General features: G+C 38.1%; 20 protein-coding genes and 1 riboswitch. Of the genes, 4 read left to right on the forward strand and 16 right to left on the reverse strand.

The window, feature by feature from the left end; genetic code table 11:
- Positions 1-41: 41 nt before the first annotated feature.
- A complete protein-coding gene (gene map, locus MHH87_RS15565) occupies positions 42-800 on the reverse strand; it encodes a type I methionyl aminopeptidase (RefSeq protein WP_340750142.1) in 759 nt (252 codons plus the stop codon).
- Between the two features lie 335 nt (positions 801-1,135).
- Positions 1,136-1,693, reverse strand: coding sequence for an energy-coupled thiamine transporter ThiT (gene thiT / locus MHH87_RS15570; protein WP_340750143.1), 558 nt, complete (start codon positions 1,691-1,693; stop codon positions 1,136-1,138).
- 229 nt (positions 1,694-1,922) lie between these two features.
- Positions 1,923-2,028, reverse strand: a riboswitch (TPP riboswitch).
- A gap of 129 nt (positions 2,029-2,157) precedes the next feature.
- Here thiT and MHH87_RS15575 point away from each other — a divergent pair.
- Both MHH87_RS15575 and MHH87_RS15580 read left to right on the forward strand, forming a co-directional pair.
- Entirely contained in the window at positions 2,158-2,484 is a 327-nt protein-coding gene (locus MHH87_RS15575; protein WP_340750144.1) for a DUF4870 domain-containing protein, read from the forward strand.
- Positions 2,485-2,553: 69 nt separating this feature from the next.
- Positions 2,554-2,679, forward strand: a complete 126-nt coding sequence (locus tag MHH87_RS15580) for a hypothetical protein (RefSeq protein ID WP_340750145.1) — start codon at positions 2,554-2,556, stop codon at positions 2,677-2,679.
- A gap of 47 nt (positions 2,680-2,726) precedes the next feature.
- Here the strand turns inward: MHH87_RS15580 and MHH87_RS15585 are convergent, their stop codons facing one another.
- From MHH87_RS15585 to MHH87_RS15620, 8 genes are all read right to left on the reverse strand, one after another.
- A complete protein-coding gene (locus MHH87_RS15585; protein WP_340750146.1) occupies positions 2,727-5,783 on the reverse strand; it encodes an SMC family ATPase in 3,057 nt (1,018 codons plus the stop codon).
- The gene (locus MHH87_RS15590) at positions 5,780-6,946 is read right to left on the reverse strand and encodes an exonuclease SbcCD subunit D (protein ID WP_340750147.1); all 1,167 of its coding nucleotides are present in this window, start codon (positions 6,944-6,946) and stop codon (positions 5,780-5,782) included. The genes MHH87_RS15585 and MHH87_RS15590 overlap by 4 nt, the downstream gene beginning before the upstream one ends.
- Positions 6,947-7,184: 238 nt before the next feature.
- Complete coding sequence (locus tag MHH87_RS15595) at positions 7,185-8,066, reverse strand: SGNH/GDSL hydrolase family protein (RefSeq protein ID WP_340750148.1); 882 nt, start codon at positions 8,064-8,066, stop codon at positions 7,185-7,187.
- Between the two features lie 82 nt (positions 8,067-8,148).
- Positions 8,149-9,378: an aminopeptidase gene (locus tag MHH87_RS15600; protein ID WP_340750149.1), complete on the reverse strand. Its 1,230-nt coding sequence runs from the start codon at positions 9,376-9,378 to the stop codon at positions 8,149-8,151.
- A gap of 3 nt (positions 9,379-9,381) precedes the next feature.
- Positions 9,382-10,641 (reverse strand): DEAD/DEAH box helicase, encoded by a 1,260-nt coding sequence (locus MHH87_RS15605; RefSeq protein ID WP_340750150.1) that lies wholly within the window; start codon positions 10,639-10,641, stop codon positions 9,382-9,384.
- A gap of 190 nt (positions 10,642-10,831) precedes the next feature.
- Entirely contained in the window at positions 10,832-11,530 is a 699-nt protein-coding gene (locus tag MHH87_RS15610) for an aspartate/glutamate racemase family protein (RefSeq protein WP_340750151.1), read from the reverse strand.
- Position 11,531: 1 nt separating this feature from the next.
- A complete protein-coding gene (locus MHH87_RS15615; RefSeq protein WP_340750152.1) occupies positions 11,532-12,758 on the reverse strand; it encodes a carboxylate--amine ligase in 1,227 nt (408 codons plus the stop codon).
- A gap of 143 nt (positions 12,759-12,901) precedes the next feature.
- The gene (locus tag MHH87_RS15620) at positions 12,902-13,261 is read right to left on the reverse strand and encodes an AMP-binding protein (protein ID WP_340751023.1); all 360 of its coding nucleotides are present in this window, start codon (positions 13,259-13,261) and stop codon (positions 12,902-12,904) included.
- 285 nt (positions 13,262-13,546) lie between these two features.
- Between MHH87_RS15620 and MHH87_RS15625 the strand changes: the two genes are divergently transcribed.
- Positions 13,547-14,140, forward strand: a complete 594-nt coding sequence (locus MHH87_RS15625) for a metallophosphoesterase family protein (RefSeq protein WP_340750153.1) — start codon at positions 13,547-13,549, stop codon at positions 14,138-14,140.
- Positions 14,141-14,160: 20 nt separating this feature from the next.
- Here MHH87_RS15625 and MHH87_RS15630 read toward each other — a convergent pair whose 3' ends face one another.
- The 3 genes from MHH87_RS15630 to MHH87_RS15640 all read right to left on the reverse strand — a co-directional run bounded on the left by MHH87_RS15630 (position 14,161) and on the right by MHH87_RS15640 (position 17,626).
- Positions 14,161-15,912 (reverse strand): methyl-accepting chemotaxis protein, encoded by a 1,752-nt coding sequence (locus tag MHH87_RS15630; RefSeq protein WP_340750154.1) that lies wholly within the window; start codon positions 15,910-15,912, stop codon positions 14,161-14,163.
- A gap of 372 nt (positions 15,913-16,284) precedes the next feature.
- A complete protein-coding gene (locus MHH87_RS15635; protein ID WP_340750155.1) occupies positions 16,285-17,181 on the reverse strand; it encodes a radical SAM/SPASM domain-containing protein in 897 nt (298 codons plus the stop codon).
- Positions 17,182-17,431: 250 nt separating this feature from the next.
- A complete protein-coding gene (locus MHH87_RS15640; protein ID WP_340750156.1) occupies positions 17,432-17,626 on the reverse strand; it encodes a gamma-type small acid-soluble spore protein in 195 nt (64 codons plus the stop codon).
- 504 nt (positions 17,627-18,130) lie between these two features.
- Between MHH87_RS15640 and MHH87_RS15645 the strand changes: the two genes are divergently transcribed.
- Positions 18,131-18,625 carry a L,D-transpeptidase family protein gene (locus tag MHH87_RS15645; RefSeq protein WP_340750157.1) on the forward strand — a complete coding sequence of 165 codons (495 nt, stop codon included), beginning with the start codon at positions 18,131-18,133 and terminating at the stop codon, positions 18,623-18,625.
- 105 nt (positions 18,626-18,730) lie between these two features.
- Here MHH87_RS15645 and MHH87_RS15650 read toward each other — a convergent pair whose 3' ends face one another.
- From MHH87_RS15650 to MHH87_RS15660, 3 genes are all read right to left on the reverse strand, one after another.
- The gene (locus MHH87_RS15650; RefSeq protein WP_340750158.1) at positions 18,731-20,122 is read right to left on the reverse strand and encodes a SpoVR family protein; all 1,392 of its coding nucleotides are present in this window, start codon (positions 20,120-20,122) and stop codon (positions 18,731-18,733) included.
- 61 nt (positions 20,123-20,183) lie between these two features.
- The gene (yhbH, locus tag MHH87_RS15655) at positions 20,184-21,341 is read right to left on the reverse strand and encodes a sporulation protein YhbH (protein ID WP_340750159.1); all 1,158 of its coding nucleotides are present in this window, start codon (positions 21,339-21,341) and stop codon (positions 20,184-20,186) included.
- A 166-nt stretch (positions 21,342-21,507) separates the two neighbouring features.
- Complete coding sequence (locus tag MHH87_RS15660; RefSeq protein ID WP_340751025.1) at positions 21,508-23,403, reverse strand: PrkA family serine protein kinase; 1,896 nt, start codon at positions 23,401-23,403, stop codon at positions 21,508-21,510.
- Positions 23,404-23,456 lie beyond the last annotated feature (53 nt).

Below are 23,456 nucleotides of genomic sequence, written 5' to 3' on the forward strand. Positions count from 1 at the left end.
AATAGGGCGAGTTGATGTCCTTACTTATGTGGATGGGAAAGTTATACTTTTTCATCCAATAAAGTTAAAATTATCGGTTTATCCTTTGTTACAATAATTGAATGTTCAATTTGTGCAACTAATGATTGATCTGGTGTAACGAATGTCCAGCCATCACCTGATTCAACGATATGCTCTGCTTTTGCTGAAATGAATGGCTCTACTGCTAACACCATACCTTCCTTCATAATCGTCGTATCCCAAGCATCATAATAGTTTAAGATGTGATCAGGTGATTCATGAAGTGAGCGACCCAGACCATGACCAGTTAAGTTCATAATGACTGTTAAGCCGTGATCACGTGCTTCACGTTCAACTGCTTTACCAATTTGGTTTAATTTTGAACCGGCTTTTATTTTCGTTATCGCACGATCTAATGCTGATTTTGCTACCGCACAAAGCTTTTCTTTATCCTCATAGCCTTCACCAATAACGAATGAAATCCCTGTATCTGCAAAGTAGCCATCTAAAGAGCCTGATACATCAATATTAACAATATCGCCTTCTTTGATAACTTTAGAACCCGGAATACCATGCGCTACTTCGTGGTTTACACTAATACAAGTGTAGCCCGGAAAATCATATTCGCCTTTAGGACCTGAAATCGCACCAGCCTCCGCAAACATACGGCCTGCAATTTCATCTAATTCCAGTGTTGTTACGCCCGGTTTTGTCGCAGCCTTCATCGCTTCACGAATTTCCGCACAAATACGGCCGATTTTTTTAAATGCTTCTATTTCTTCTTGAGTTTTTACAATCATGTTAAACGTCCTTCCTGTAACAATGTCTACCCTTTACTATAACATAATTAAAATCTGTTGTAGTAACGCAAAATCTCGTTAAGTCAAACATCGTTGAAGCTCTTTTTATCATACATTATACGGGAATAACCTTACATATCAATTCAATAAATGCTTAATTACAATGTATGTTCTTAGCTTATCTATGGCTACCTCACAAGCGGCAAAAATTAGAAAAACACATCTCGCCCAAAATAGGGCGAGATGCTGTCCTTTCTTATGTAGATATGAAAGTTATACTTTCTTATCTACCAAGTAAAGTGTAGTTCGCTATAAAAAACGAACTACACTTTTTATCATTTTGCTTGTAGAAGCTTTGGTGCAGAAGTAAATAATAATACTGCAACAATAGCTGTTAATATTGTCGCCGGAAGCATATACGTTCCATTATAAATTATCGAATACGCCCATACATTTTGGTCTCCTGCATATTCCGCAAAAAAGATAACGCCTGCTAATGTATGCGCAACGTAACGTAAAAAACCACCTAAAACCGTTCCGATCACGATAAAAACAGCAATTTTTGTTTTATCTGCCCTTGCTGCAGCCGTTAATAATGGTTGGCGTACAATTCCAGCTAAACCAACGACAGTAAAAGCAATGCCGTAATCTAGTAGTGCCTGCGCCCAGTGTAAAATGTACGCACCGAACATCATTTGAAGTACGCCAATGAGTAAGCCCGTTGCGAGTCCTGCTGATAGTCCCCAGCGAATGGACATTAATATAATTGGCACCATGACTAAGCTAATGGATCCGCCCTGTGCCCAAAGCGTAAATGTTAATTGGTCTAAAATAATGCCGATTGCTGCGAAAATCGCGATTTCTACGAGCATTAATAAACGTTTGTTGTTCATAACAAATCTCCTCTCTTTTTTCCGATGTAGGATTTGAGAAGGAATAGAAACTGCAAAGCCTGACGACAATTAGAAAAGCACATTCGCGCATGTATGAGCAATAACTCAGCGTCCATACGACATTATCGATAGTACTGACATCGTGTCAGCCTCAACCTAGATGGTGTGACTCGAATGGCTAGACAATAAAAAAAACCGACATCAGGACAGAGCCTGACGTCGGTTAGAAGTCGGTTTCTATCCACATCCCTGCGCAAGTGTTAACTTACAGGTTCGAAGGGTCAGTACATACGTGTACAATCTCAGCCGACAAATCGGCCCCCCTTGTGGGCATACATCTTAAATTGCTAGAACATACTCATTGTACTGAACGCAGCACTATAATTCAACAACAGATTTTTTTGTTTTCATTACGAATCTTTTTGTTTGCCCTATTCGTATAATTTACAAAGGAGCTGATTTTTATGGACAATACGAAAGGCTTGAGCGCACTTAATTATTTTAGCATCTTTTTTGCGCCATTTTTATTACCGATTATCGTCTTTCTAATTTCTCAGGATGAAGAGGTTCGTTATCATGCAAAACGTGCGTTATTATCACATGTAATCCCATTTGTTATTGGTATAATTATTGCTGCCTTTTTCTTATTTACAGTCATCCTTAGTGGCAATGAACCAAATTGGGGTGACACAGTTTTTACGTCTATGTTCCTACTGATGGGCTTATATGCATTAGCCTCATTCTTCATTGTTATTTGGAATGTCATCCAAGGTGTTAAAGTATTGCGCTAATGTTCATAGACACTAAAAATTAGGGTATATTAAACTAATTAAACCATTATCTAAAGGAGTGCAAGCACTATGAATATTGGAAAAATTTTTAAAACGGCCGTAAAAGTTGCCCCGATTGTTTATCCAATCATTAAAAAAATTGTCATTAATAAATCAGCCCTGTCTAACTCTACTACAACAACTCGCAAAAAATAATTAGAAAGAGGTAGCCCTTCGCAACGTGCGAACAAGCTACCTCTTTTTTATTTAATCACAATGGAAGTACGGCTGTAGCCTTCTTTCAGCTTTTCAACATGAAGGATTGCTGGCATTGCGGCTTTTAGTTCTGCAACGTGCGAAATAACTCCAATTAATCGACCTGTTTGCTGAAGATCAATTAAAATATCTATTGCTTTACGCAATGATTCTTCATCTAATGTACCGAAGCCTTCATCAATAAACATTGTGTCAATATGCACGCTCCCTTGCACCCCTTGAATAACATCCGCCATTCCGAGGGCTAATGAAAGTGAAGCATTAAATTTTTCTCCGCCTGATAGTGTTTTGACATCGCGTGTTTGACCTGTATTGCTGTCAAACACATCAATACTTAAACCACTTTGTGCATTCCCTTCTTTTCGCCCTGTACATTGTAAATAATATTGTCCGTCTGATAATATACGTAAACGCTCATTCGCTGCTTGCGTTACTTTTTCCAAATAGCCAATTTGAGCAAAGCGTTCAAATGAAATTTTATGTTCATTTTGACCACGTACTAAATCATAAACATGCTCAACCTTTGAGAGCTTTGCTTTGGATTCTTCAATTTCCTGCGCTACCTGTAATAAACTTGTTAAAGTAGAGCGGCATTGCTTTTCATAGTTTTCATTGTTTTTTAATGCAGACAGTACATCTTCTACTTGTCTATTTACTTGTTGTAGCTGTTGTTCAAGTTCGTTTAAATCCACAAGCTCTTTACCTTCTAATTGTGGCATATCCTCATTAATCTGCACTGTTAATGTGTGCAATTGTTGTTTATACTCTTCCAACGCTTTCACAATTGCTTGGCGCTCTTCTACACGTAGCTTTGCCTGACTATATGCCTCTGGTGTTATAAAGCCTTCTGTTTGGAGAGCTTTATTAAAGCGTTCCTTCGTCTCAACTATTTCATTTTGCAATTCTTTCAGACGGGTCCCTACATTCATTAAGCTCACTTTACATTTTTCTTGGTTTACTTCAGCTTGCTGTAGCTGTATTGTTGCCGTTTCAAATGCTTTTTGTAATAAAGTTAATCGAGTTTTTTCAGATTGCAATGCGTAATTAACATCTTCTACGGTTTGATATTGTGGGAGCATGGCTTGTTTACTTTGCGCTAGCTTCCCTTGTTCCTGCGCTAGTTCTGTTTCGTTTTTGCTTAGGAATGTACGCCCATTTTCTATACGCACCTGCAGCTTTTCAATTTCCTCTATTACTTGTTTTAAACTCGCCTTATTAGCGATTAGTTGCTGCTGCTGTTGCTTTAAAATAGTTAACTGTTGCTGCTGTTGGGCTAACGTTGCTTTATATGCTGGTAGTTCCGTCATAGTTAATGCGTTCGATTCAAGCTGCAGGTGTTTCTTTTCAAAGTTCGCAGTTTCAGCATCTAGCTTTGATTTAGCGGCATAATAGTGTTTCATTTCTTCATCCGCTACTGCACGTAATTGGGCTACAGTTTTTTCATCTACGCTACTCGCTGATTGTGTATGCAGTGACGGATGCTCGGTGCTACCGCATACAGGACATGCATGACCATGCTGTAAATTAGCCGCTAAAAAAGCCGCTTGATTACTACGCATTTGACTTTCTAATTGTGTAAATTCTGCCTGTGCTTTTAATGCGTTTTCCTGCTGCTCATTCGCTGCCGCTGTATAAATTCGAACATTATTTTGTAGCTCAAGCGTTTCCTCTACAAGCTCAATATTGCGTTGTAGCTGCTGATGTTGTAGAAATACGTTTTCATATGCAGCTACTTTAGACTCTAATTCATCAATGTTTGACCGTTGTGTAGCTTGTTCTTCCTTTTTCTTCTGCATTTCCAGCGTTAAATTATTAAATAATCCTTTCGCTTTTTCAACATTAAGCTCTAATTGTTGAATGTTAGCCTGCATAGTTGCCGCGTCATTGTAAATCGGTACGAGTTGCTCAAGCTTAGAAATTGTTTTTACTAATTGTTCACGTTCAGTATCCTTTTCTTTTTCTGCATCAAAAACAGTTTGAGCTTGTACAAATGCTTCACCTGATTGCTGAACGTTCTTTTGTGCTGTTAACACTACTTCGATTTGGCGTTGCTCTTGTTCATATACTTTTTTATATTCAAATTCCAATGGCTCAATATTGCTCGCCCTATTTGCCAGTTCATAACGCTGCTGTTGCTGTTCAAAATGCGTTGCTTGGAGCTGTAATTGATTCAATTGAACTTGACGCTGTTGAAACTTCTCAATACGCTCGTTTAACATTTTCTGTTCGCCAAAACGTTTATTCGCTTCTTTGAGCTGTTCATTTACCGCTTCATATTGCTGTCGAGACTCTATAGCTTGTTCATTATAATAAGTTGCTTCCTCGTCTAATGCGTTTTCCAATTGATACATATTTACTGTTGCTGCATCAATTACACTAAATAATTGTGACTCGCGATTCGGAAGCTTACTTTTAACATCTAAAATATATTGATTTTGTTTCATTTCGGCTTGTGCAAATTGACTTTGTGCATGCGTTCTTTTGTCTTTTAGCAAGTCAACCATTTTAGTGAAGCGCTCCGTCTTAAATATTTTCCTGAAAATTTCTTCCTTATGCTTTGATTCAGATGTTAATAGCTTCTGAAATTCCCCTTGCGGTAACATTACGATTTGATTAAACTGCGATTGTGTTAAGCCGATTAGTTCTTCCACTTTTGCTTGTACTGGTCGCACTTGGAATTTTTCAACGACTGGCTCATTCATGCCACCAGTAATATCATAAAATTCACGTTTTGAGCCTGCTCCATTAGGACCAAATTTACGCCAAATTCGATACGTTCTACCTCGAACCTCGAAAATCAATTCGACTTCTGTGTCCACTTTTTCATCTGCAAAATCACTGCGTAAAAAGTTGGCTTTTTCACGATCTTCACCGCTACCTGTATCATATAGTGCATACGTAATAGCATCAAAAATCGTCGTTTTCCCAGCTCCAGTTGAACCAGAAACGACAAAAATACCGTGTTCATGGAGCTGTGTAAAATCGATTACTTCAGTATCTTTATAAGGACCAAACGCTGTCATTGTTAATTTAAGTGGTTTCATAACATGACCTCCTGTGCTTCACGTTCACCGTCTAATAATTGCTGTAACACTTCGTTATACAGTTCCTTTGTTGCTTCATCCGCATCTTTCCCCGTCATTTCCTGATAAAAGAGTTCAAATAACTCCTCATCGTTCATATTGACGCGACTCATTACTGCAGACTCTGCTGTAATTTGCTGATAAACCGCTGTTCGCTCTACATGTAGTGCATTCGGATAGACCGTACGTACCTGCTCTGTTGCACCCTTCACATAATCTTCATCCGTGAGCTTCACATACACATAGTCTTCATTACGTTGATGCTGTAATAGTTCATCTAGGCTCCCCTTTACTATGCGCATATCACGCAAAGGCTTGAATGAACGTTTTTCCACTTGTACCGAGCCATCTTTCTGTAAATCCACAACTAAATACCCTTTGTCGTGATTCACCTCTGATTCCGAATATTTTAGTGGTGAGCCTGCATAACGAATCGTTTCATTTAATACGTAGTGCGCTTGATGTAAATGACCTAGCGCTGTGTAATTAAACGGTTCGAACAGTGATGCATTAATACATTCGGTACCACCTACTGTTAAACGGCGCTCAGAATCACTAGTATTAGGTTCAGGTAATCCTTGCTTTGTAATAAAAGCATGTCCAATCATAATATTACGTTTCGTCGTATCCATTGATTGTTGAATACGCTCGATAATTTTTGCCATTGCTGCCTCATGTGTTGTAATTTCCGCATCACCAAACACATCACGCACTGTGGAAGGTTCTGCAAAAGGAACTAAATAAAAATGTACATCGCCAAACTCATCCGTTAGCACAACCGGCTCAATGTCGGCAGTTAAATGCCCGACCATATGTAGTCCGCTCGCCTTCATTAAATCACTACCAAAATGCAGGCGTGTTGCGCTATCATGGTTACCGGCAATAGCTACTACAGGTATTTTTTCATCGACAACCAATTGTTTAAATGTCTTATTAAGTAATTGAATTGCTTCTGTTGAGGGAACCGAACGATCATATAAGTCCCCTGCAATAATAATGACGTCGGGCTTTTCTTGTCTAATTTCTTCAATGAATTGCTGTAAAATATAACGTTGATCTTCCGTCATGACAACCCCTTGAACTTGCTTTCCTAAGTGCCAGTCTGCCGTATGGAAAATTTTCATAGCAAAGCCTCCCTTTTCGTTAATAATTCCATTCTATCATGACCGAAAATATAAAAACCACTTTTCACGAACAGACATTCGAGAAAAGTGGTTTTTATTTACAATTTTTTTCGTTTAGTAAGCTTGCTAATCCATACCATTAGAAAGACACATCTCGCCCAAAATTGGGCGAGATGATGTCCTTACTTATGTAGATAAGAAAGTTATACTTTCTTATCTACAAATAAAAACCCTCTTTCTACGACAGAAAGAGAGTTTCCTTATAGCCAAAATGCATAACATACATGTTGATTGGATGATGACGTTTTTGCACAGACGCATCTACAGCTACTTGCTCTGTTTTTCGATCTTCGGATTTTGCATCCTGTTGCAATTGCAAAATTTCCTCAAACGTTAACGGATTTGGTGTTGGCATCGCATTTTCCGGCATTGCTAATGACTCATTGCCTGCGTAGATTTCTAAAAAGGCATTCGCCATCACTCTGTAGCCGTTTTGATTCGGGTGAACATCTTCTACGTTTGGCAAATAGTTCGGTCCAGCCACTTCAAACTGTTTGTATACCGGAACAAATGTCGCTTCGGCAATCTCTGCCTCCTGCTGCAAAATTGCATTCAATGTCACTAGTTGCTTCGTTGTACCTGCTTTTTGAGATTCGTGCACATTCACATAAGGAAAATAATAACCCATTACATAAACCTTGGCATTCGGCGCCTTCACACCGACCGTTTCTAACAGCGTAGCGAAATCCTTACGTGCGGTATTTAATGCGAAATCTGCAGTAAGCTGGGAAAATGACAGTGTTCCGGCATTCGGATTATGAGAAACAAGTCGCAGTAAATCATTCGCCCCTGCTGAAATTGTAATGAGCGTTGCATCTGCTAATAATTCATCTGCCCTCTCCGTCTGCACACTTGCTAATACATTTGCGACCGTATAGCCAGGAAAAGCAAGTTCTTTTGTAAAGTTTGCTAGCTGACCTGAACGTGTGAGCTGTAATGCAATAAAATCTGTGTATCCTGCATCAATTTGCGAATATGGAGTTTGACCGGCCGCTAACGAATCACCGAGCACGATATAATTCTCAACTGCCTGTGCCTTCACTCCTACCGGAAGTAACAAGAAACATGACACCAGGAAAATGAATGAAAGCTTTTTCATTTCGCCACCTGCCTTTATCTCAATAAACATTTGCTAAACTAAGTTAAAATGCCCAGCTACCTTTACGGAAAATCGGCTCAATTGTACCGTCCGCTAATTCACCGTCAATATCCATTTCCCCACTACCAATCATGAAATCTTCATGAGTAATAGATGTATTAATGCCTAGTGACTCTAGCTGACCTTGTTCAAGCTCTCGGCCACCTTCGTAACAAGTTGGATATGCTTCGCCAATTGCTAAATGGTTTGATGCATTTTCATCAAATAAAGTATTGTAATATAAAATTTCGGATGCTGAAATTGGTGACTCATGCGGTACAAGTGCTACCTCACCAAGATAAGCTGAACCCTCATCTGCTGTAATTAATTCCTGCAGTAAATCATTACCTACTTCAGCGTGTGCTTTAACAATTTTACCGCCCTCGAAAGTTAACGTGAAATTGTCAATGACATTGCCTTTGTATACAAGAGGTTTTGTGTTTGAAACGACACCGTTAACACCAAATTTCGATGGCATTGTATATACTTCCTCCGTTGGCATGTTTGCAATAAACGCTGTGCCTTCTGGAGATTTACTACCACCTGTTAGCCATAAATTCTTATCTGGTAGCTCAATCGTTAAATCTGTACCAGGTGCCTTATAAAGTAATTTTTTGAATTTCTTCTTATTTAGTATAGCTGCGCGCGCTTCTAAATTGACCACATGCGCTTTCCAATTTTCAACGGCACTACCTTCTCCGATGCGTACCGTTTTAAAAATGGCATCCCAAAGTGCGGAAATCTGTTGCTCAGCTGGTAACTTAGGGAATACTTTGGCAGCCCATTTTGCAGATGGTACGGCAATAATGGACCAAGCAATATTATCGTTCATTACCGCTTTACGGTAGTTGACGAGTGCTGCACCTGATGCCTTTTGCTGCGCGGAAAGTTTCGCTACATTAATACCCGCAAGTAAATCAGGGTCCTCTGCGTCAATCCAAAGTAGAGCCCCTTTTCGTTCAATTAATTCCTCGCGCTGCGCCACAATCCATTTTGGAAAATTAGCCATTTCCTCAACATCTGCATGCTCGTAAAAGGCACGTTCAAAAGTAGCGTCCGTCAAGTTAACATGCACGCGACCTGCCCCTGCTTCATAGGCTTTCTTCACGACTAAACGTGTAAATTCTAGTGTATCAGTAGATGTATTAATTAATAAATATTGTCCTTGTTGAATGTTTACGCCAACACGTACAGCTAAGTCCGCATATTCGGCAAGCTTTTCTTCAAAAGTCATTACTTATTTCCCCTTTTTCATACTGCTAGATTTTGGTTTTGATTTGCTAAATGTAACACCTTTACTACCAGACTTTGCTTTATAGACTGGTTTTGAGTTTGCTGTTTTATCCGTCGAAGTTGATTTTGATACAGGTACTGTTTTGGAGTTACCCTCTACAAATTCGCCTTGGCTCCAAACTTTTTGAACCGCTTTTTGAGATAAATCGCGTATATACTTTTTATACGTTTTTTCATCATTGTACGATAGTAATGTCAATACTTCACCATCTGCACCAGCACGGCCGGTACGACCAGAACGGTGTGTGTATTGTTCAATTGTGCGTGGTACATCTACATGGATAACATGTGTTAAACCTGAAATATCTAAACCACGTGCCGCAATATCCGTAGCAATTAAAATACGTGCATCACCTTTACGGAATGCGTCTAACGCTTTTTTACGCTCTTCTTTTTTCATATCTGAATGCAATGCCACAATTGGAGCATCACGATACGAAAGCTTATTTTGCTTCATTAATACTTGGTCAATATTGTTAACGAAAGCAAGTCCGCTTAAGCCTTCTGTATTCGCTAAACGACGTAGCATATCCGTCTTATCACGCTCTTCTACTTTTACGAAAGAGTGTACGACTTTACCGAATTTCACCATATCTTCTGGTTTAATTTTAATACGTACTGGCTCGAACATTAGGCGCTCAGCAACAAGTTCGATTTCTTCTGTAATTGTTGCGGACACAACAACTACTTGGCGTCCAAATGCTGCATTGTCGATAAATGACTTCACGACTACGCGGTATTCACGGCTTAGTAGCTGATCGCACTCATCTAAAACTACTGTTTGTACTTCTTTTAATTTCAATTTACCTTGGCGGATTAATTCATTTAAACGGCCTGGTGTCCCAACAACGATTGTTGGTTTTTTCTTTAATTTTTCAATTTGGCGTGCAGAGTTCGCACCCCCGATTAATTGCTGCACTGTAATATCAGTGCCTGCTGTCCATTCTCGGATAACTTCGACGATTTGCATCGCCAGTTCTTGTGAAGGAGCTACGATTAAAGCTTGTGTGCTTTTTTTGCTGCCTTCCACCTTATTTAAAATGGGCAAAACGAAAGCAAGCGTTTTTCCTGAGCCTGTTGGTGATTCTGCTACGATATCTTTACCATCTACCATCGCTGGAATCATTTCGTCTTGGATTTTCATTGTCGTTTCGAACGACCATTTATTTTGTAGTGTTTCGTTTAATAAATTGATTACTGACATATTTTTCTCCACCTTTAGTTCACTTGCGTTTAGTGTACCATATTCTCTTATCTATTCTCGATTATTCCTTCTTTTAAGTAAGCACGATTGCCATGAGTTTTGCATTCTTATCTTTCTCATAAATACCCACAATGAAAATTAACAGGGCCTTTAAGTAAAAAACCTGCCCGAATGTGAGCAGGTTTTTCTACTAATTATTTAATTCATAGCCGCATGCAAGTATTGCCGCTTCTGCTAGTACAATCAGTGAGTCAATATATTGTTCACCGAGTTTTAGTTCTTTATTAACAATGGACAGCTCTGTGCAACCTAAAACGATGCGATCGCAGTTTTGTGCGACCATTGCATCTTCAATTTGCTGCCACTGCTCACGCATTACATCTTTACCCGCTTTGACATACTCATAAATGACAGACATGACAAGTTTCTGCGTTTGTGCGTCTGCTACTACTGGGACAATGCCTACTTCTTCAAGCGCACATTGATATACCTTTGAAGCGATTGTGCCATCTGTTGCTAAAATGCCGACGCGCTTTGCACCAAGGTTTGCCGCGCGCTTCGCCGTTTCACGAATCATATGCAGCATCGGCACTGGTGAAGCCTCCTGCATTTCATCATAAAATGTATGCGCCGTATTACAAGGAATACAAATTAAGTCCGCGCCAACTGATGCTAGCTTTACTGTGTCACGCTGTAGCACTGGGACTGGATTTGGTTTTGAGTGATCTAAAATATAAGCTGTACGGTCAGGAATGGTTGTGTCATTATCAATAATCGTGTGCATATGCTCCTGATCCGCGCTCGCCTTCGTACGACGGACAATCATTTCACCAATGAACATTGTTGCCAGTGGGCCGACGCCGCCAATAATACCTAATGTTTTTTTCATGTTATTCTGTCAGACCTTTGTTGTTAAAATATTTCTTGTATTTACGGTAATAGTTTAAGCTATTTAGCGTTAATTTTACCCATCGTTTCGCATTCATATCCTCTTTGTAGAATAATGAATTCGTATATTTACCTTGGCGAATTAAGCTTTTCGCTTCCATTTTTAATTTTTCATTTATTGCATATTTAAACAATACGCCATTTGGAATAATCAACCACAAATGCTTGTTTTCTGCATATGTCAGCTCTTGCTTTAAGTTCAGCATGTGATCATCTGCTACGTACTTCATCAAATTATAACCAGCTGCTGTTACATAGTAGCTAGAACGGCCGTTGCGTAAATTAATTTCAAAAAGCTTGTACTTTTTATCGCGTACATCGTATTTCATATCGAAGTTGGCAAAACCTGTGTAGCCAATATCTTCTAGGAAGTAGCGTACTTGGTCCATAAGCTCTTTGTCGTATGTAGTAACGATGGCTGCATAGCTTCCGATACCTTCTGGTGAATGCTCTTCTAAAATAGGATTACCTAAGCACATTAATTTCACTTTACCATCTTTACCAACGTACGCATTTAGTACACGCATATAAGAATCATCACCAGGGACGAATTCTTGGATAATCATTGTATCCTGATAGCTTGAGCTATAAATGGCTTTTAAGATTGCTGTTTTTTCCGGTTCATCATGTGCAACGAAAACTTTTTTCTTCCCTGGGAAAGAACAAGCCCAGTACTCAACAGAGTTTGATGCTTTTATAATGATAGGGTATTCAAATGGAGGTGTGAAATCTGAGTAGTTTTCTGCCGTTACTGTTGTTGTACCTGGATATAGGAACTCATACTTTTCACACATTTTATAGAAGTTTTCTTTTAGTAAAATTTGATCCATTAACGACTCGTCAATATAAGGTATTGTGAAATATTCTTGCAGCGCTGGCTTATTTTTAATAATCAGCTTTGCATAATCATCCCCACATGCTAATAATAAAAGCTTTTTATTAGTATATTGCTGCGCGACTTTTTTTAGGGCGGGCACAAATACTTCTTGTTCGTTCAAACGATCAATCTGTTGGAAATTAAGGATACGGCTATCTTGTGTCGCCGTTAAATGAGAACGACCAAGTACTAAAGGTTTTAGTCCATACGCTTCGTAAAATGCACGGGCCATTCCATATGCATTCATATCTGATCCTAATAATATCGGTAAAAATGGTTGTTCCATTGCCATTGTTATTTTCAACTCACTTTAGTTTGTTAGAATTTGAACGACTCTACTCGACCAAAATAGCCGAGTTGATGTCCTTACGTATGTGGATGAGGATTTCACATCCACTGAATTTTAGTTTATCATATTTTTTCAGATGGTCACGCTTAAAGTATATGATTTGTGATGTTTTTGTGACGTGATGTTTTATCCGCGAAAATTTGTGATTTATCCGCCAAAATTGGGTGGATATCCGCGTAATTTGAGTGGATATCCGCCAAACCGCAAAAGAGTTGCTCAAAATTACAATGGGCTACTTCCGGCGGTGCTAGCTTTGTGTTAATCGGCATGACCGTTAGCCCAGCTAGCTGCACCCCATAGTAAATTGCCATAAATACGTCCGAGTTCAAAGTATACTGCGCAACAATCTCGCCTTTTTGGTATCCTTGACGCGTAAAATAATTAGCTACTTTTTTCGCATAATTATAAAGCTTACGGTACGTCCACTGACTGTTCTCAAAAACGATTGAAGTTCATTCGGTCTACTAAGTGCATGTTGCGTTAATACATTTGTTATAAACATATTGAGACCACGTTTATTTTAAAAAGTTTTAAAATAATTTCTTTAAAGTGCAGTTGAATACCGTTTTTAACTAGTGTTCCTTCTGTTTTATTCTATTTTTGTACACAGTTCATTGTACCGAGAATGGCCATTCGTACGATTACATAAAGTGTAAAAATCATTTTTTTAAGTATAATAAGATTAGCAATAGAAGTTTTTTGAAAATCTAAAAAGAGTCGGTGATGAATTCATGCAGTACGCACTTTTAGGAGATTTCCATTCTCATTTTAAAAATACAAAAAAAGTTTTAAAACACATTAAAAAGACGGCTCCTAACGCTACGATTATTGGCTTAGGGGATTTATATGAATGTAGGATTAGTAAGAAGAAAGCTCAAACAGTAAGAAATGTTGCTCTTGAGGATGCCGCAATTATTTCAGATAAATTCGAAAGCCTAATAACGTTTCCTTCTATTATTGGCAATCAAGAAGAACGCATTGCACTTGTAACTGGTCTTCAGCGCTTCCTCAATTACGACGAAAAAATATTTATTGAACAGGCTACTCTCGTGCACGGGCATCAATTCGAATGGGACGAGCAGTTCGAACCTACCTTCCCAGAAGTGGGAACACCGCTATTATTTTTCGGGCATAGTCACCGAGCTGCCATTTATATAAATGATGTACGCCGTTCAGTCACGTATGATACGCCACTTGATGTAAAGGATCAGCCGTATAAGATTAATGTAGGCTCCATCGTAGAAACCGCCGAATGGTGTTTATATGATAGTGACGCCATGACCGTAACTTTTAAGCGTTCAAAAGATGTTACAGCTAAAAAATAAGAGGTATCCAAGGACGCCTCTTATTTCATATATTGCGTTTTATTTTGTACAAGTATTTGTTGTAGTTGCTGAAGCTTATCAATAACAATTTTAGATGAAATTGTTAAATCCTCTAAATACGTTTCTGCTAATTCTTTTTTGCCACTTGTGTAGGCATTAACCGCTTTTTTCGCGATATCATAAACATCTAAATACGGTGCCTCTAGCTCTCGGTAAGCTCGCTCCTTTGATAAAATTTCCTTCCCCATGCCGTAATACCACTGCCCCAAATTGGATTCACGCGGCGATTCAATATTAAGCTGTTCCATTTGCTCAAATCCTAGCAGCAAGTTATAAATTTTCCAGCGCCATAGTAAATGGTCAGTAATAGCTACCTCAATAATATCTTCCTGACTAATAATAATGTTTTTTGAAATCGTAGTTGAACGATATTCATCAATCATTTTACTTAAACGATAAATAGCAGTCCCGGTTTCAAAGGCAATTTCTTTACTACGAATCGTACTTTCTGCAATGTTTTTATTGCGCTGTGCCACTTCAGACGCAGACGCCGCTTGTTCCTTTGTCGTTAAGGTAAGTTCCTCAAAGCGTGCCCCTTGTGTTTGCAATGTTGTGTTTAAATCGGCTAACGTTTTCGTAATTTGAAGAACATCAGACACACCGATATGTAAGTCAGCTGCTGATTTCTTCGTTAAACGGTCAATATTTTGCGTAATCACTAACAACTCTTGGATATCGGCATTAATGGACTGGACAGAACGCTTAGTACCATCTGCTAATTTTCGTACTTCTTCGGCTACAACAGCAAAGCCTTTTCCAGACTCCCCAGCACGTGCAGCCTCAATGGACGCATTTAATGCTAGCAGATTCGTTTGGTCTGCAATTCCTTGAATGAGTTCCATCACCTTTGATACACTTTTTACACGCTCTACTAATCTTGCTACGTCGGTCTGTACAGCTTGCTGACCTTCGTCCGTATTTTGTAAAATCGTTGTTACCTGCTGAAGAGACATTAAGTCATTATTTAACTCCACAAGAGATACTTTCGTATGTGTTGAAATATCTCCAACAAAGGCCGCTATTTCTTCAATACTTGCGTCTAGATCGCGCATCGAATCATTAGCAGATAATACATCCTTCTGCTGTACTTCTTGGAACTGGATTAATTCTTTAATTTGGTCTAGCTGCGTATTATACTTAATAATTTCTCCAAGGCCATTTACAACAGAGCCTCCTTGAATTTCAATATACGTTTCAACAATTATTTGAATATCAATTGTTACAAGACTATCATACGCCAGTAGCGTATCGAGCATTTTCCGATGATCATGTCCACACTCTTTCACAATTAGTGGCAGGATTAGCTGGTTGATAAGCGTATACGCTGAAATCATCCAATTTGGAAGCACGCCAATACGCGCGTGGGTATACGCTATTTTACGACGTTTAAAGACATACTCAATGCTCAACTCATCTTCAAAAAGACTCGTAAAATGGCGGTCAAATGTAATTTTCAACCGTTCTACACTGGAGTTATCATTAATAATCTTTTTAAATTCCGAAATTTCCAGCAGCCGATCATAAAAGCTATCTAAAATATAGTTTCGATTTTCCTTATAAATTCCATGTAGAAAATTTACGGAATTGCGGCGAATATGCGACAGCGCAAGGAAATCTAACTTTTCTTTAAAGCGTTCGTTTGCTTGAATATCCGAATCTGTCTCCTGCGAAAAATATTTATAGTTATCAATACTTTTGTTTTTTCCAAACATTGTACTCTCCCCTTCTTCTTTTCAATTACACTCCTTGACCGCGTTTCAAAATTCAGAAAAATTCATTAATCTTATTTTACATTTCCAGTAGTATTAAAGATATACTTTTTTATTCTTATTATGTATTTTTTGAAACATTTACAAAATATATAGTTCTCTGTGCACTGATTAGCCCCAGATTTTTTACTAATTCTATTAATTCAATAGCTTTTACTGCTCCTAAACCGAAAAAAATATACCTAACATACCCAAATCAGGTATTGCTTTCTCCACTTCATATTAAACTGCTCAACCCCTTTTAATTTTCCATAAGAAAGACAAAAAATAGCTATGACATAGGCGTTGTCATAGCTACTTTTCTTATCTAAATACTTAATCCTCAGGCAGTTCATCTTCCATACCAAATTTCTGACGGAAGCCGCATTTTTTACATAGTTCTTCTACTGCTTCACGTCTTGAGAAGCCATCTACTAAATTATTCGCACGATCGCTTTCAATAATATCCCCGAATGATCGCTCATGTACATTCCCTAAATTAATAACTCCTTCACCGTCTAAACAGCAAGGGACTACAGAACCGTCCACTAAAATAGCGGCATGTGTACGAAGCGCATGGCAGAACCCTTTACCTTCATCCGCTTTTTCAAGTAAGCTTGGCCAGCGGAATTCATGGTCTTGATTTAAGTAAATATTTTTCGCGATTTTTACACCCTTACCTGGTTCTACTCTTTCTTCAATACGATAATCCAGTTCATACTCTTTTTCTAAAATATCGAGCGTTTCACGGTTTCGACGCGCTGCAAGATCTGTCACATGCTCGCGTTGCAGGTTCCATAAACGATACGAAATGATGACATTATGCTGGCGTACATCGCGTACAAACTCTAAAATATCACCTAAATATTTCTCGCGGTTTTCAGAGCCCTCATGCCCATCAAAGCTATGCAGCGAGAAATTAATTTGCCGTAGTGCCGGCTTACCAAGTAGTTTGTCACGGTTTTTCTTGATAAGCGTGCCATTTGTTGTAATATTAACTTTAAAGCCCTTCTCATGCGCAATATCAAGTAGTTGGCCAATCCGTGGATGTAACAGTGGCTCACCTTTTACATGTAAATAAATATATTTTGTATACGAACTAATTTCGTCTAAAATATTCGCAAACTGTTCTACTTTAATGAGACCCTTCGCGCGCTCAGTCGGTGGACAAAAGCTACAAGCTAAATTACATACACTTGTAATCTCAATATAAACTTTCTTAAATGTTTTCAAAGCACTTGCTCCCCGTTCTATAAAAGGTTTCAATTACGCCCTAGCGTACTTTCCATTGTAACAAATTTCAAACATTGACGTTAAAAAAGTGACTTCCGGCGAAATTGGGAAATCACCATTCTAGTTGTTATGTATATTTACTTATGTTGTACGTTTCACTACGACAAAAAAGAATAAAGGGAAAAGAGCTAGGGATTGTCCTATTTCTCCAGTACCTTTATCCTTTGGGTTTACAAGATACTTCTTTAAACTACATACGTGGTTGATTTTCTTTTTTTACTTCCTCAATATTCGTATCACTATAAACTGCCGTTCCATATCCACCTTTTTTTGCAAGCATTTCTTTTACTTCATTATAAGACAAGCCTGACTCTGCATTTTTTCTTTTTACTTCATCAATATCGGTTCCAGAAGACGTAAATTCCCCTTGGTTGTTATTGGTCATAAAGACACCTCCAATTCCATATGCCTTTATGTTCCCTCAAAAAAAATATATTATGAATCGGCTATTTTGATGAAATTAGTTCACTTCTTATTTTTTTTACTTTTATCGATTCTGTGGTATTCGGAAATTTGAATTACCCGGACATTTCTTGTATTCAGGTCGTGATAAATTCCTCTACTATCCGTAAAAACTATATATTGATCCCGTTCACTTTGAATTAACCGTTCTGCATTTTCTTGCGATTCCACATGAATAAACCTTCTGATATAATGCGCTTCGTCAAAGAAGTACGTTATTTTAAATTCCTTCATCATAATTTTTCTCCTTAAATGTATTCCCTATAAACAGGTGCATCCACTTTTCTTTTATGCTACCCAAAATGAAACACTTAAAGTCAATACCAGCATCTGACTTAAGGAAGTTTGAAAAAATGCGTCATTTGGACACTCTCTTCATAATGAACATAATATGTAGTGACAGCTATTTTGAACGGAGGTGGTTACATTGATTCACAAAGTTAAACCTGCGGAAACACTGACTCAAATTTCAAGAGATTATTGTACGCCACTATCCACAATCCTTAGTGCAAACTCAACTATTAATCCGAATGTAATTTATATTGGTCAATCCATTATTATACCTGGATTCCCTAATCCGAATACAATTCCATATCAACTCGAAATTTCAATCACTAATCGTTGGTTACGATTAGTAAAAGAAGGTGCAATACAAAAACAGTACCCAATTGCTGTTGGAAAAATGCTTTCCAATACACCTGTAGGAAATTACATTATCATAAAAAAGGAGCCTAACCCCGGCGGCTCATTTGGAACAATGTGGATAAAATTATCAAAAGAACATTATGGTATTCACGGAACAAATAACCCAAGTTCAATTGGTAAAGCAGCATCACATGGGTGTATTCATATGCATAATGAGGACATAGATGAGTTAGCACGTATGATTGCTATCGGAACCATAGTTTTAATACATGCCTAATTGCAAAAAGAGGTTACTAGCAAAAGTCAGTAAAATCGACTTTTTGTGAGTAGCCCCTTTTTATGGCTAAATTTTTTTCAAACAACACATTTTCGTGTTTAATGTTTATCGAGAATTCTTTTTCCCGTCATATGAATAAATTATCAGTTTACCTTCTTTATATGTCTCTACATGAACAGGACGCCCCCATAGCTGATAAATATACGGGAGGACATGTTCTAAATAATGCGGATCTAGCTCCATTCCTTCGTAGCCGTGTTTTAAATACAATTCACCATTTCGTAAATAATCGCCATTTTCTACGACGATATATGGAAAACCACCATTCACCCGCATCAATACAAGTTGATCACGTACTTGTTCATAATCTTTATCTGTAATTCGATATTCATTTCCCTTTTTTTCAAATAAATACAGATCTTCTTGCTTCACCAAGTCCTTTGTTAAATAGTTTCGGATAAAGGAGATGTCTGATTCAATTTCCCGTACTTCAAACATTTTTTCACGACCAGAATTCGGGGTGACTCCCGCTTTTCGCATTTCTTCAGTTGGGTGATTGTATCTGTTCTCGATATCTTCAAAAATTTTCAGTCCCAAATAATATGGATTTATTGTTGTTTTTGACGGTTGAACAACCCCGGCATTTAACTTCGCATATTCAATTGTTTCTGTCGTTGTCAAATTTAGTTCCCTCATGATACGTTGATGCCAGTAGGAAGCCCAACCTTCATTCATTATTTTTGTTTCTAACTGTGGCCAAAAATAAAGCATTTCCTCACGCATCATCGTCAATATATCTCGTTGCCATTCTTCTAGCTCCGTGCTGTACTGTTCAATAAATAGTAATAGATCCTTTTCAGGTTTTGGTGGGAACCGTTTCTTTTTTGGAAGGATGGGCTTCTCTTCTCTGTCTTTTTGATCTAGGCCCCAAAGATCATCGTATCGTGTTTTTGGCACAATGACCTCCTCTTCAACTTCTTCATAATCGCTCTTTAACAGCTTTGGTCGTAGTATAGATGGATCAATATGCTCTTGGATAGCTAATACGGCATCTAAAAACCGTTCGACTTCATCTTTCCCATAAAGCATTTCATAGCCTGCTATTCGTTCAGCTGTTGCCGTCATACTCTCGACCATATCTTTTCTTGTATTGGAGAAACGAATATTATTTTTAAAAAAGTCGCAGTGCGCCAAGACATGCGCAATGATTAACTTATTTTGTGTTAACGAATTTGAGTCGAGTAAAAATGCATAACAAGGATCTGAATTAATAACAAGCTCGTAAATTTGACTTAATCCTAAATCATATTGTAGCTTCATTTTATGGAATTGTTTTCCAAAGCTCCAATGGGTAAAGCGCGTAGGCATACCATATGCTCCAATTGTATAAATGATATCTGCAGGACAAATTTCATAACGCATTGGATAAAAGTCAAGACCAAACCCGGCGGCAATTTCCGTAATTTCATTAATTGCCCGGTGAAGCTCTTTTTCCATTAATCTAATCCCTTCGCGTGAATTTTTAAAGAATGAATAATTGACACTAACCAGTTCTAGATTATGTCTCCACTTTATGGAATAAACTTTTCAATGCTTCATAAACATCACTTTTTTGTTTCAAAATATAATGACGAAACTTCGGATTCTCAATTTTTTTATAAGTTGCCATTAAAGTCGAATAACGGCTATGTGTATTTACTTCTCCATACCCGAACATACTCGATACTTCCATTAACTCCTGGACTAATTTAAAGCATCCCTCATTGTCCCCTGACATGTTTTCTCCGTCTGAAAAATGAACAGGATAAATATTATATTGGACTGGATTATATTTCTGCCTAATAAGCTCTAATGCCACTATATAGGCGGACGAACAAATCGTTCCACCGCTTTCTCCTTTCGTAAAGAATTCTTCCTCTGTCACAACTTTTGCTATCGTATGATGAGCGATAAATTCAATTTCAACGGTTTCATACTTGGAACGTAAAAATCTTGTCATCCAAAAGAAAAAAGTTCGCGCGCAATATTTCTCAAATTTCCCCATGGAACCACTTGTGTCCATCATCGCAAGGACTACTGCCTTCGATTCAGGCTTCACAACCTCATCCCATGTTTTGAATCGTATATCGTCATTATGAATAGGGGCAATCGCTGCTTCCCCTTTCATGGCATTACGTCTAATAGCTGATAAAATTGTTCGCTTCTTATCGATATTGCCCATAAGTCCTTTTTTTCGTATATCGTTAAATTCAATTTTTTCGGTTGTAGTATCCGACTTTTCTTTCTGTTGTAGGTTGGGTAACTCTAATTCACTAAATAACATGTTTTGTACTTCTTCCATGCTGACTTCTGCCTCATAGTAATCTTCCCCAGCGGTATCTCCTGCTTCTTTTCCTTTCCCAGGTCCTTTATTACCTGGCTGAGCTTCGCGGGCTACTAAATCGCCTACTTTACTATCTCCTTGTCCTTGACCAACATGTTTTGATGTATCGTTGTTATAACGAATTTTATATTCGTCTAAAGACCGGATAGGAATTTTAATAACCTCACGTCCATTAGACATAACAATACTTTCTTCAGTTATTAAATCCGGCAAATTATTTTTAATCGCTTCTTTTACTTTTTCTGTATGACGCTGTTGATCCTGATACCCTTTACGATGGAGAGCCCAATCTTCCTGAGAGATGATAAAATGCTTATTCTGATGTTCACTCATTTTTAATCCCACCCCATCAAATCGATTTCGCTTCACCAAATTTCTACTGCCCTTCGATGAAAACGACCTTTCTTATAATATGAGAATTTTCAGACTTCTTTAACTAGATTTAGAAAATAAAAAAAAGAGCGGTCCCCAAACTTTATTGGACACCCCCCTTTAAACATTAACGATTGAGTAAACTACCGACATATTGCAATAATTCATTTGCCGATGTTGAATTGTATCCATGTTCATTAACAAGCGTTGCAATCACTTCATTCATTTTTTTAAGCTGCGATTCATCCGGTGTTTTTGATGAAGTCGTAATTTTTACAACGTCTTTTAAATCCGTAAACAGTTTCTTTTGAATCGCTTCTCGTAATCTTTCATGAGAGTTGTATTCAAAACGTTTTCCTTTTCGTGCAAATGCTGAAAGGCGAATTAAAATTTCCTCGCGAAAAGCCTTTTTCGCATTTTCTGAAACACCGATTTGCTCTTCTATTGAACGCATTAATTTTTCATCTGGATTCATTTCTTCCCCTGTTAAAGGATCTCGAATTTTATTTTTATTACAATATGCCTCTACATTATCGAGGTAATTATTCATTAATGTTTTCGCAGATTCCTCATACGAATACACGAACGCTTTTTGCACTTCATTTTTCGCAATTTCATCGTATTCTTTTCGAGCAACTGCAATATAATTCATGTATTTCGCCCGATCTTCCTGAGAAATCGACGCATGTTGATCGAGTCCATCTTTCAGTGAACGTAACACGTCTAATGCATTAATCGATGGTACTTCTTTACGAATAATGGCAGAAGAAATCCGATTAATAATATAACGCGGGTCAATCCCATTCATACCTTCGTTCGGATACTCTTTTTTCAATTCCTCTACATCAACTGAGTTAAATCCTTCTACACTTTCACCGTCGTACAGACGCATTTTCTTCACAAGATCAATACCTTGTTTTTTCGGTACGTCAAGCCTTGTTAAGACGGAGAAAATTGCAGCGGCCTTTAATGCATGCGGCGCGATGTGAACATGAGACAAATCGCTTTCCTTAATCATTTTTTGATAAATCAGTTCTTCCTGGCTCACTTTTAAATTATAAGGAATTGGCATCACGATAATTCTAGAGTGGAGTGCCTCGTTCTTTTTATTTGAAATAAACGAACGATACTCCGTTTCATTCGTATGTGCAACAATTACCTCATCTGCACTAATTAATGCAAATCTACCCGCTTTAAAATTGCCCTCTTGCGTTAATGATAATAAGTTCCATAAAAACTTTTCATCTAGTTTAAGTATTTCTTGGAATTCCATCATGCCTCTGTTTGCCTTGTTTAATTCTCCATCAAAACGATACGCACGCGGATCTGATTCAGAACCGAATTCTGCAATTGTTGAAAAATCAATGCTTCCTGTTAAATCTGCAATATCTTGAGATTTTGGATCAGAAGGAGTGAATGTACCGATTCCAACTCGTTTGTCTTCCGAAAAAATAATACGCTCAATCATGACATTTTCTATACGTCCATCGTATTCCTGTTCAAGTAACAGCGTATTTAAAGGAGATAAATTCCCCTCTATACGAATTCCATATTCTTGAAAAAAATCCTCACGCAAATGATGCGGAATAAGGTGGAGTGGATCCTCATGCATCGGACATCCTTTTATGGCATAAACTGCCCCTTCGTCCGTACGCGAGTATTGCTCAAGCCCTCGTTTTAACAAAGTGACAATTGTGGATTTCCCCCCACTTACGGGTCCCATTAATAATAAAATTCGTTTTCGAACATCCAATCTTCTAGCTGCTGGGTGGAAATATTCCTCCACTAGTCGTTCAAGTGCTGTTTCAAGCCCAAAAATTTCCTGACCAAAAAAGCGGAATAATTTTTGTCCGTTTCGTTCCTCTAATCCGGCGACTTTGATCATATTGTACACACGTGAATGAGCTGTTTGAGCAACTTCTGGTCTTTCTCTCAAAATCCTTAAGTAATCCGCAAATGTCCCTTCCCACTTCAGTCTGTTCTCTTCTTCCCGGTAGTTCTTGACCTTATCTAGAATGTTGATTGTCATCCCTCCATTCAGGGTGATTTTTATAACATAGTATGAAATAGGAGAAA

Origin of the sequence: Solibacillus sp. FSL H8-0538 (assembly GCF_038003525.1) — a bacterium.
Lineage (GTDB): Bacteria > Bacillota > Bacilli > Bacillales_A > Planococcaceae > JBBOPI01.

What these genes read in the sequence shown, in the direction of transcription:
- map (WP_340750142.1), bottom strand. Translation starts at nt 800, where the DNA reads ATGATTGTAAAAACTCAAGAAGAAATAGAAGCATTTAAAAAAATCGGC.
- thiT (WP_340750143.1), bottom strand. Translation starts at nt 1,693, where the DNA reads ATGAACAACAAACGTTTATTAATGCTCGTAGAAATCGCGATTTTCGCA.
- MHH87_RS15575 (WP_340750144.1), top strand. Translation starts at nt 2,158, where the DNA reads ATGGACAATACGAAAGGCTTGAGCGCACTTAATTATTTTAGCATCTTT.
- MHH87_RS15580 (WP_340750145.1), top strand. Translation starts at nt 2,554, where the DNA reads ATGAATATTGGAAAAATTTTTAAAACGGCCGTAAAAGTTGCCCCGATT.
- MHH87_RS15585 (WP_340750146.1), bottom strand. Translation starts at nt 5,783, where the DNA reads ATGAAACCACTTAAATTAACAATGACAGCGTTTGGTCCTTATAAAGAT.
- MHH87_RS15590 (WP_340750147.1), bottom strand. Translation starts at nt 6,946, where the DNA reads ATGAAAATTTTCCATACGGCAGACTGGCACTTAGGAAAGCAAGTTCAA.
- MHH87_RS15600 (WP_340750149.1), bottom strand. Translation starts at nt 9,378, where the DNA reads ATGACTTTTGAAGAAAAGCTTGCCGAATATGCGGACTTAGCTGTACGT.
- MHH87_RS15605 (WP_340750150.1), bottom strand. Translation starts at nt 10,641, where the DNA reads ATGTCAGTAATCAATTTATTAAACGAAACACTACAAAATAAATGGTCG.
- MHH87_RS15610 (WP_340750151.1), bottom strand. Translation starts at nt 11,530, where the DNA reads ATGAAAAAAACATTAGGTATTATTGGCGGCGTCGGCCCACTGGCAACA.
- MHH87_RS15615 (WP_340750152.1), bottom strand. Translation starts at nt 12,758, where the DNA reads ATGGCAATGGAACAACCATTTTTACCGATATTATTAGGATCAGATATG.
- MHH87_RS15625 (WP_340750153.1), top strand. Translation starts at nt 13,547, where the DNA reads ATGCAGTACGCACTTTTAGGAGATTTCCATTCTCATTTTAAAAATACA.
- MHH87_RS15630 (WP_340750154.1), bottom strand. Translation starts at nt 15,912, where the DNA reads ATGTTTGGAAAAAACAAAAGTATTGATAACTATAAATATTTTTCGCAG.
- MHH87_RS15640 (WP_340750156.1), bottom strand. Translation starts at nt 17,626, where the DNA reads ATGACCAATAACAACCAAGGGGAATTTACGTCTTCTGGAACCGATATT.
- MHH87_RS15650 (WP_340750158.1), bottom strand. Translation starts at nt 20,122, where the DNA reads ATGGAAAAAGAGCTTCACCGGGCAATTAATGAAATTACGGAAATTGCC.
- yhbH (WP_340750159.1), bottom strand. Translation starts at nt 21,341, where the DNA reads ATGAGTGAACATCAGAATAAGCATTTTATCATCTCTCAGGAAGATTGG.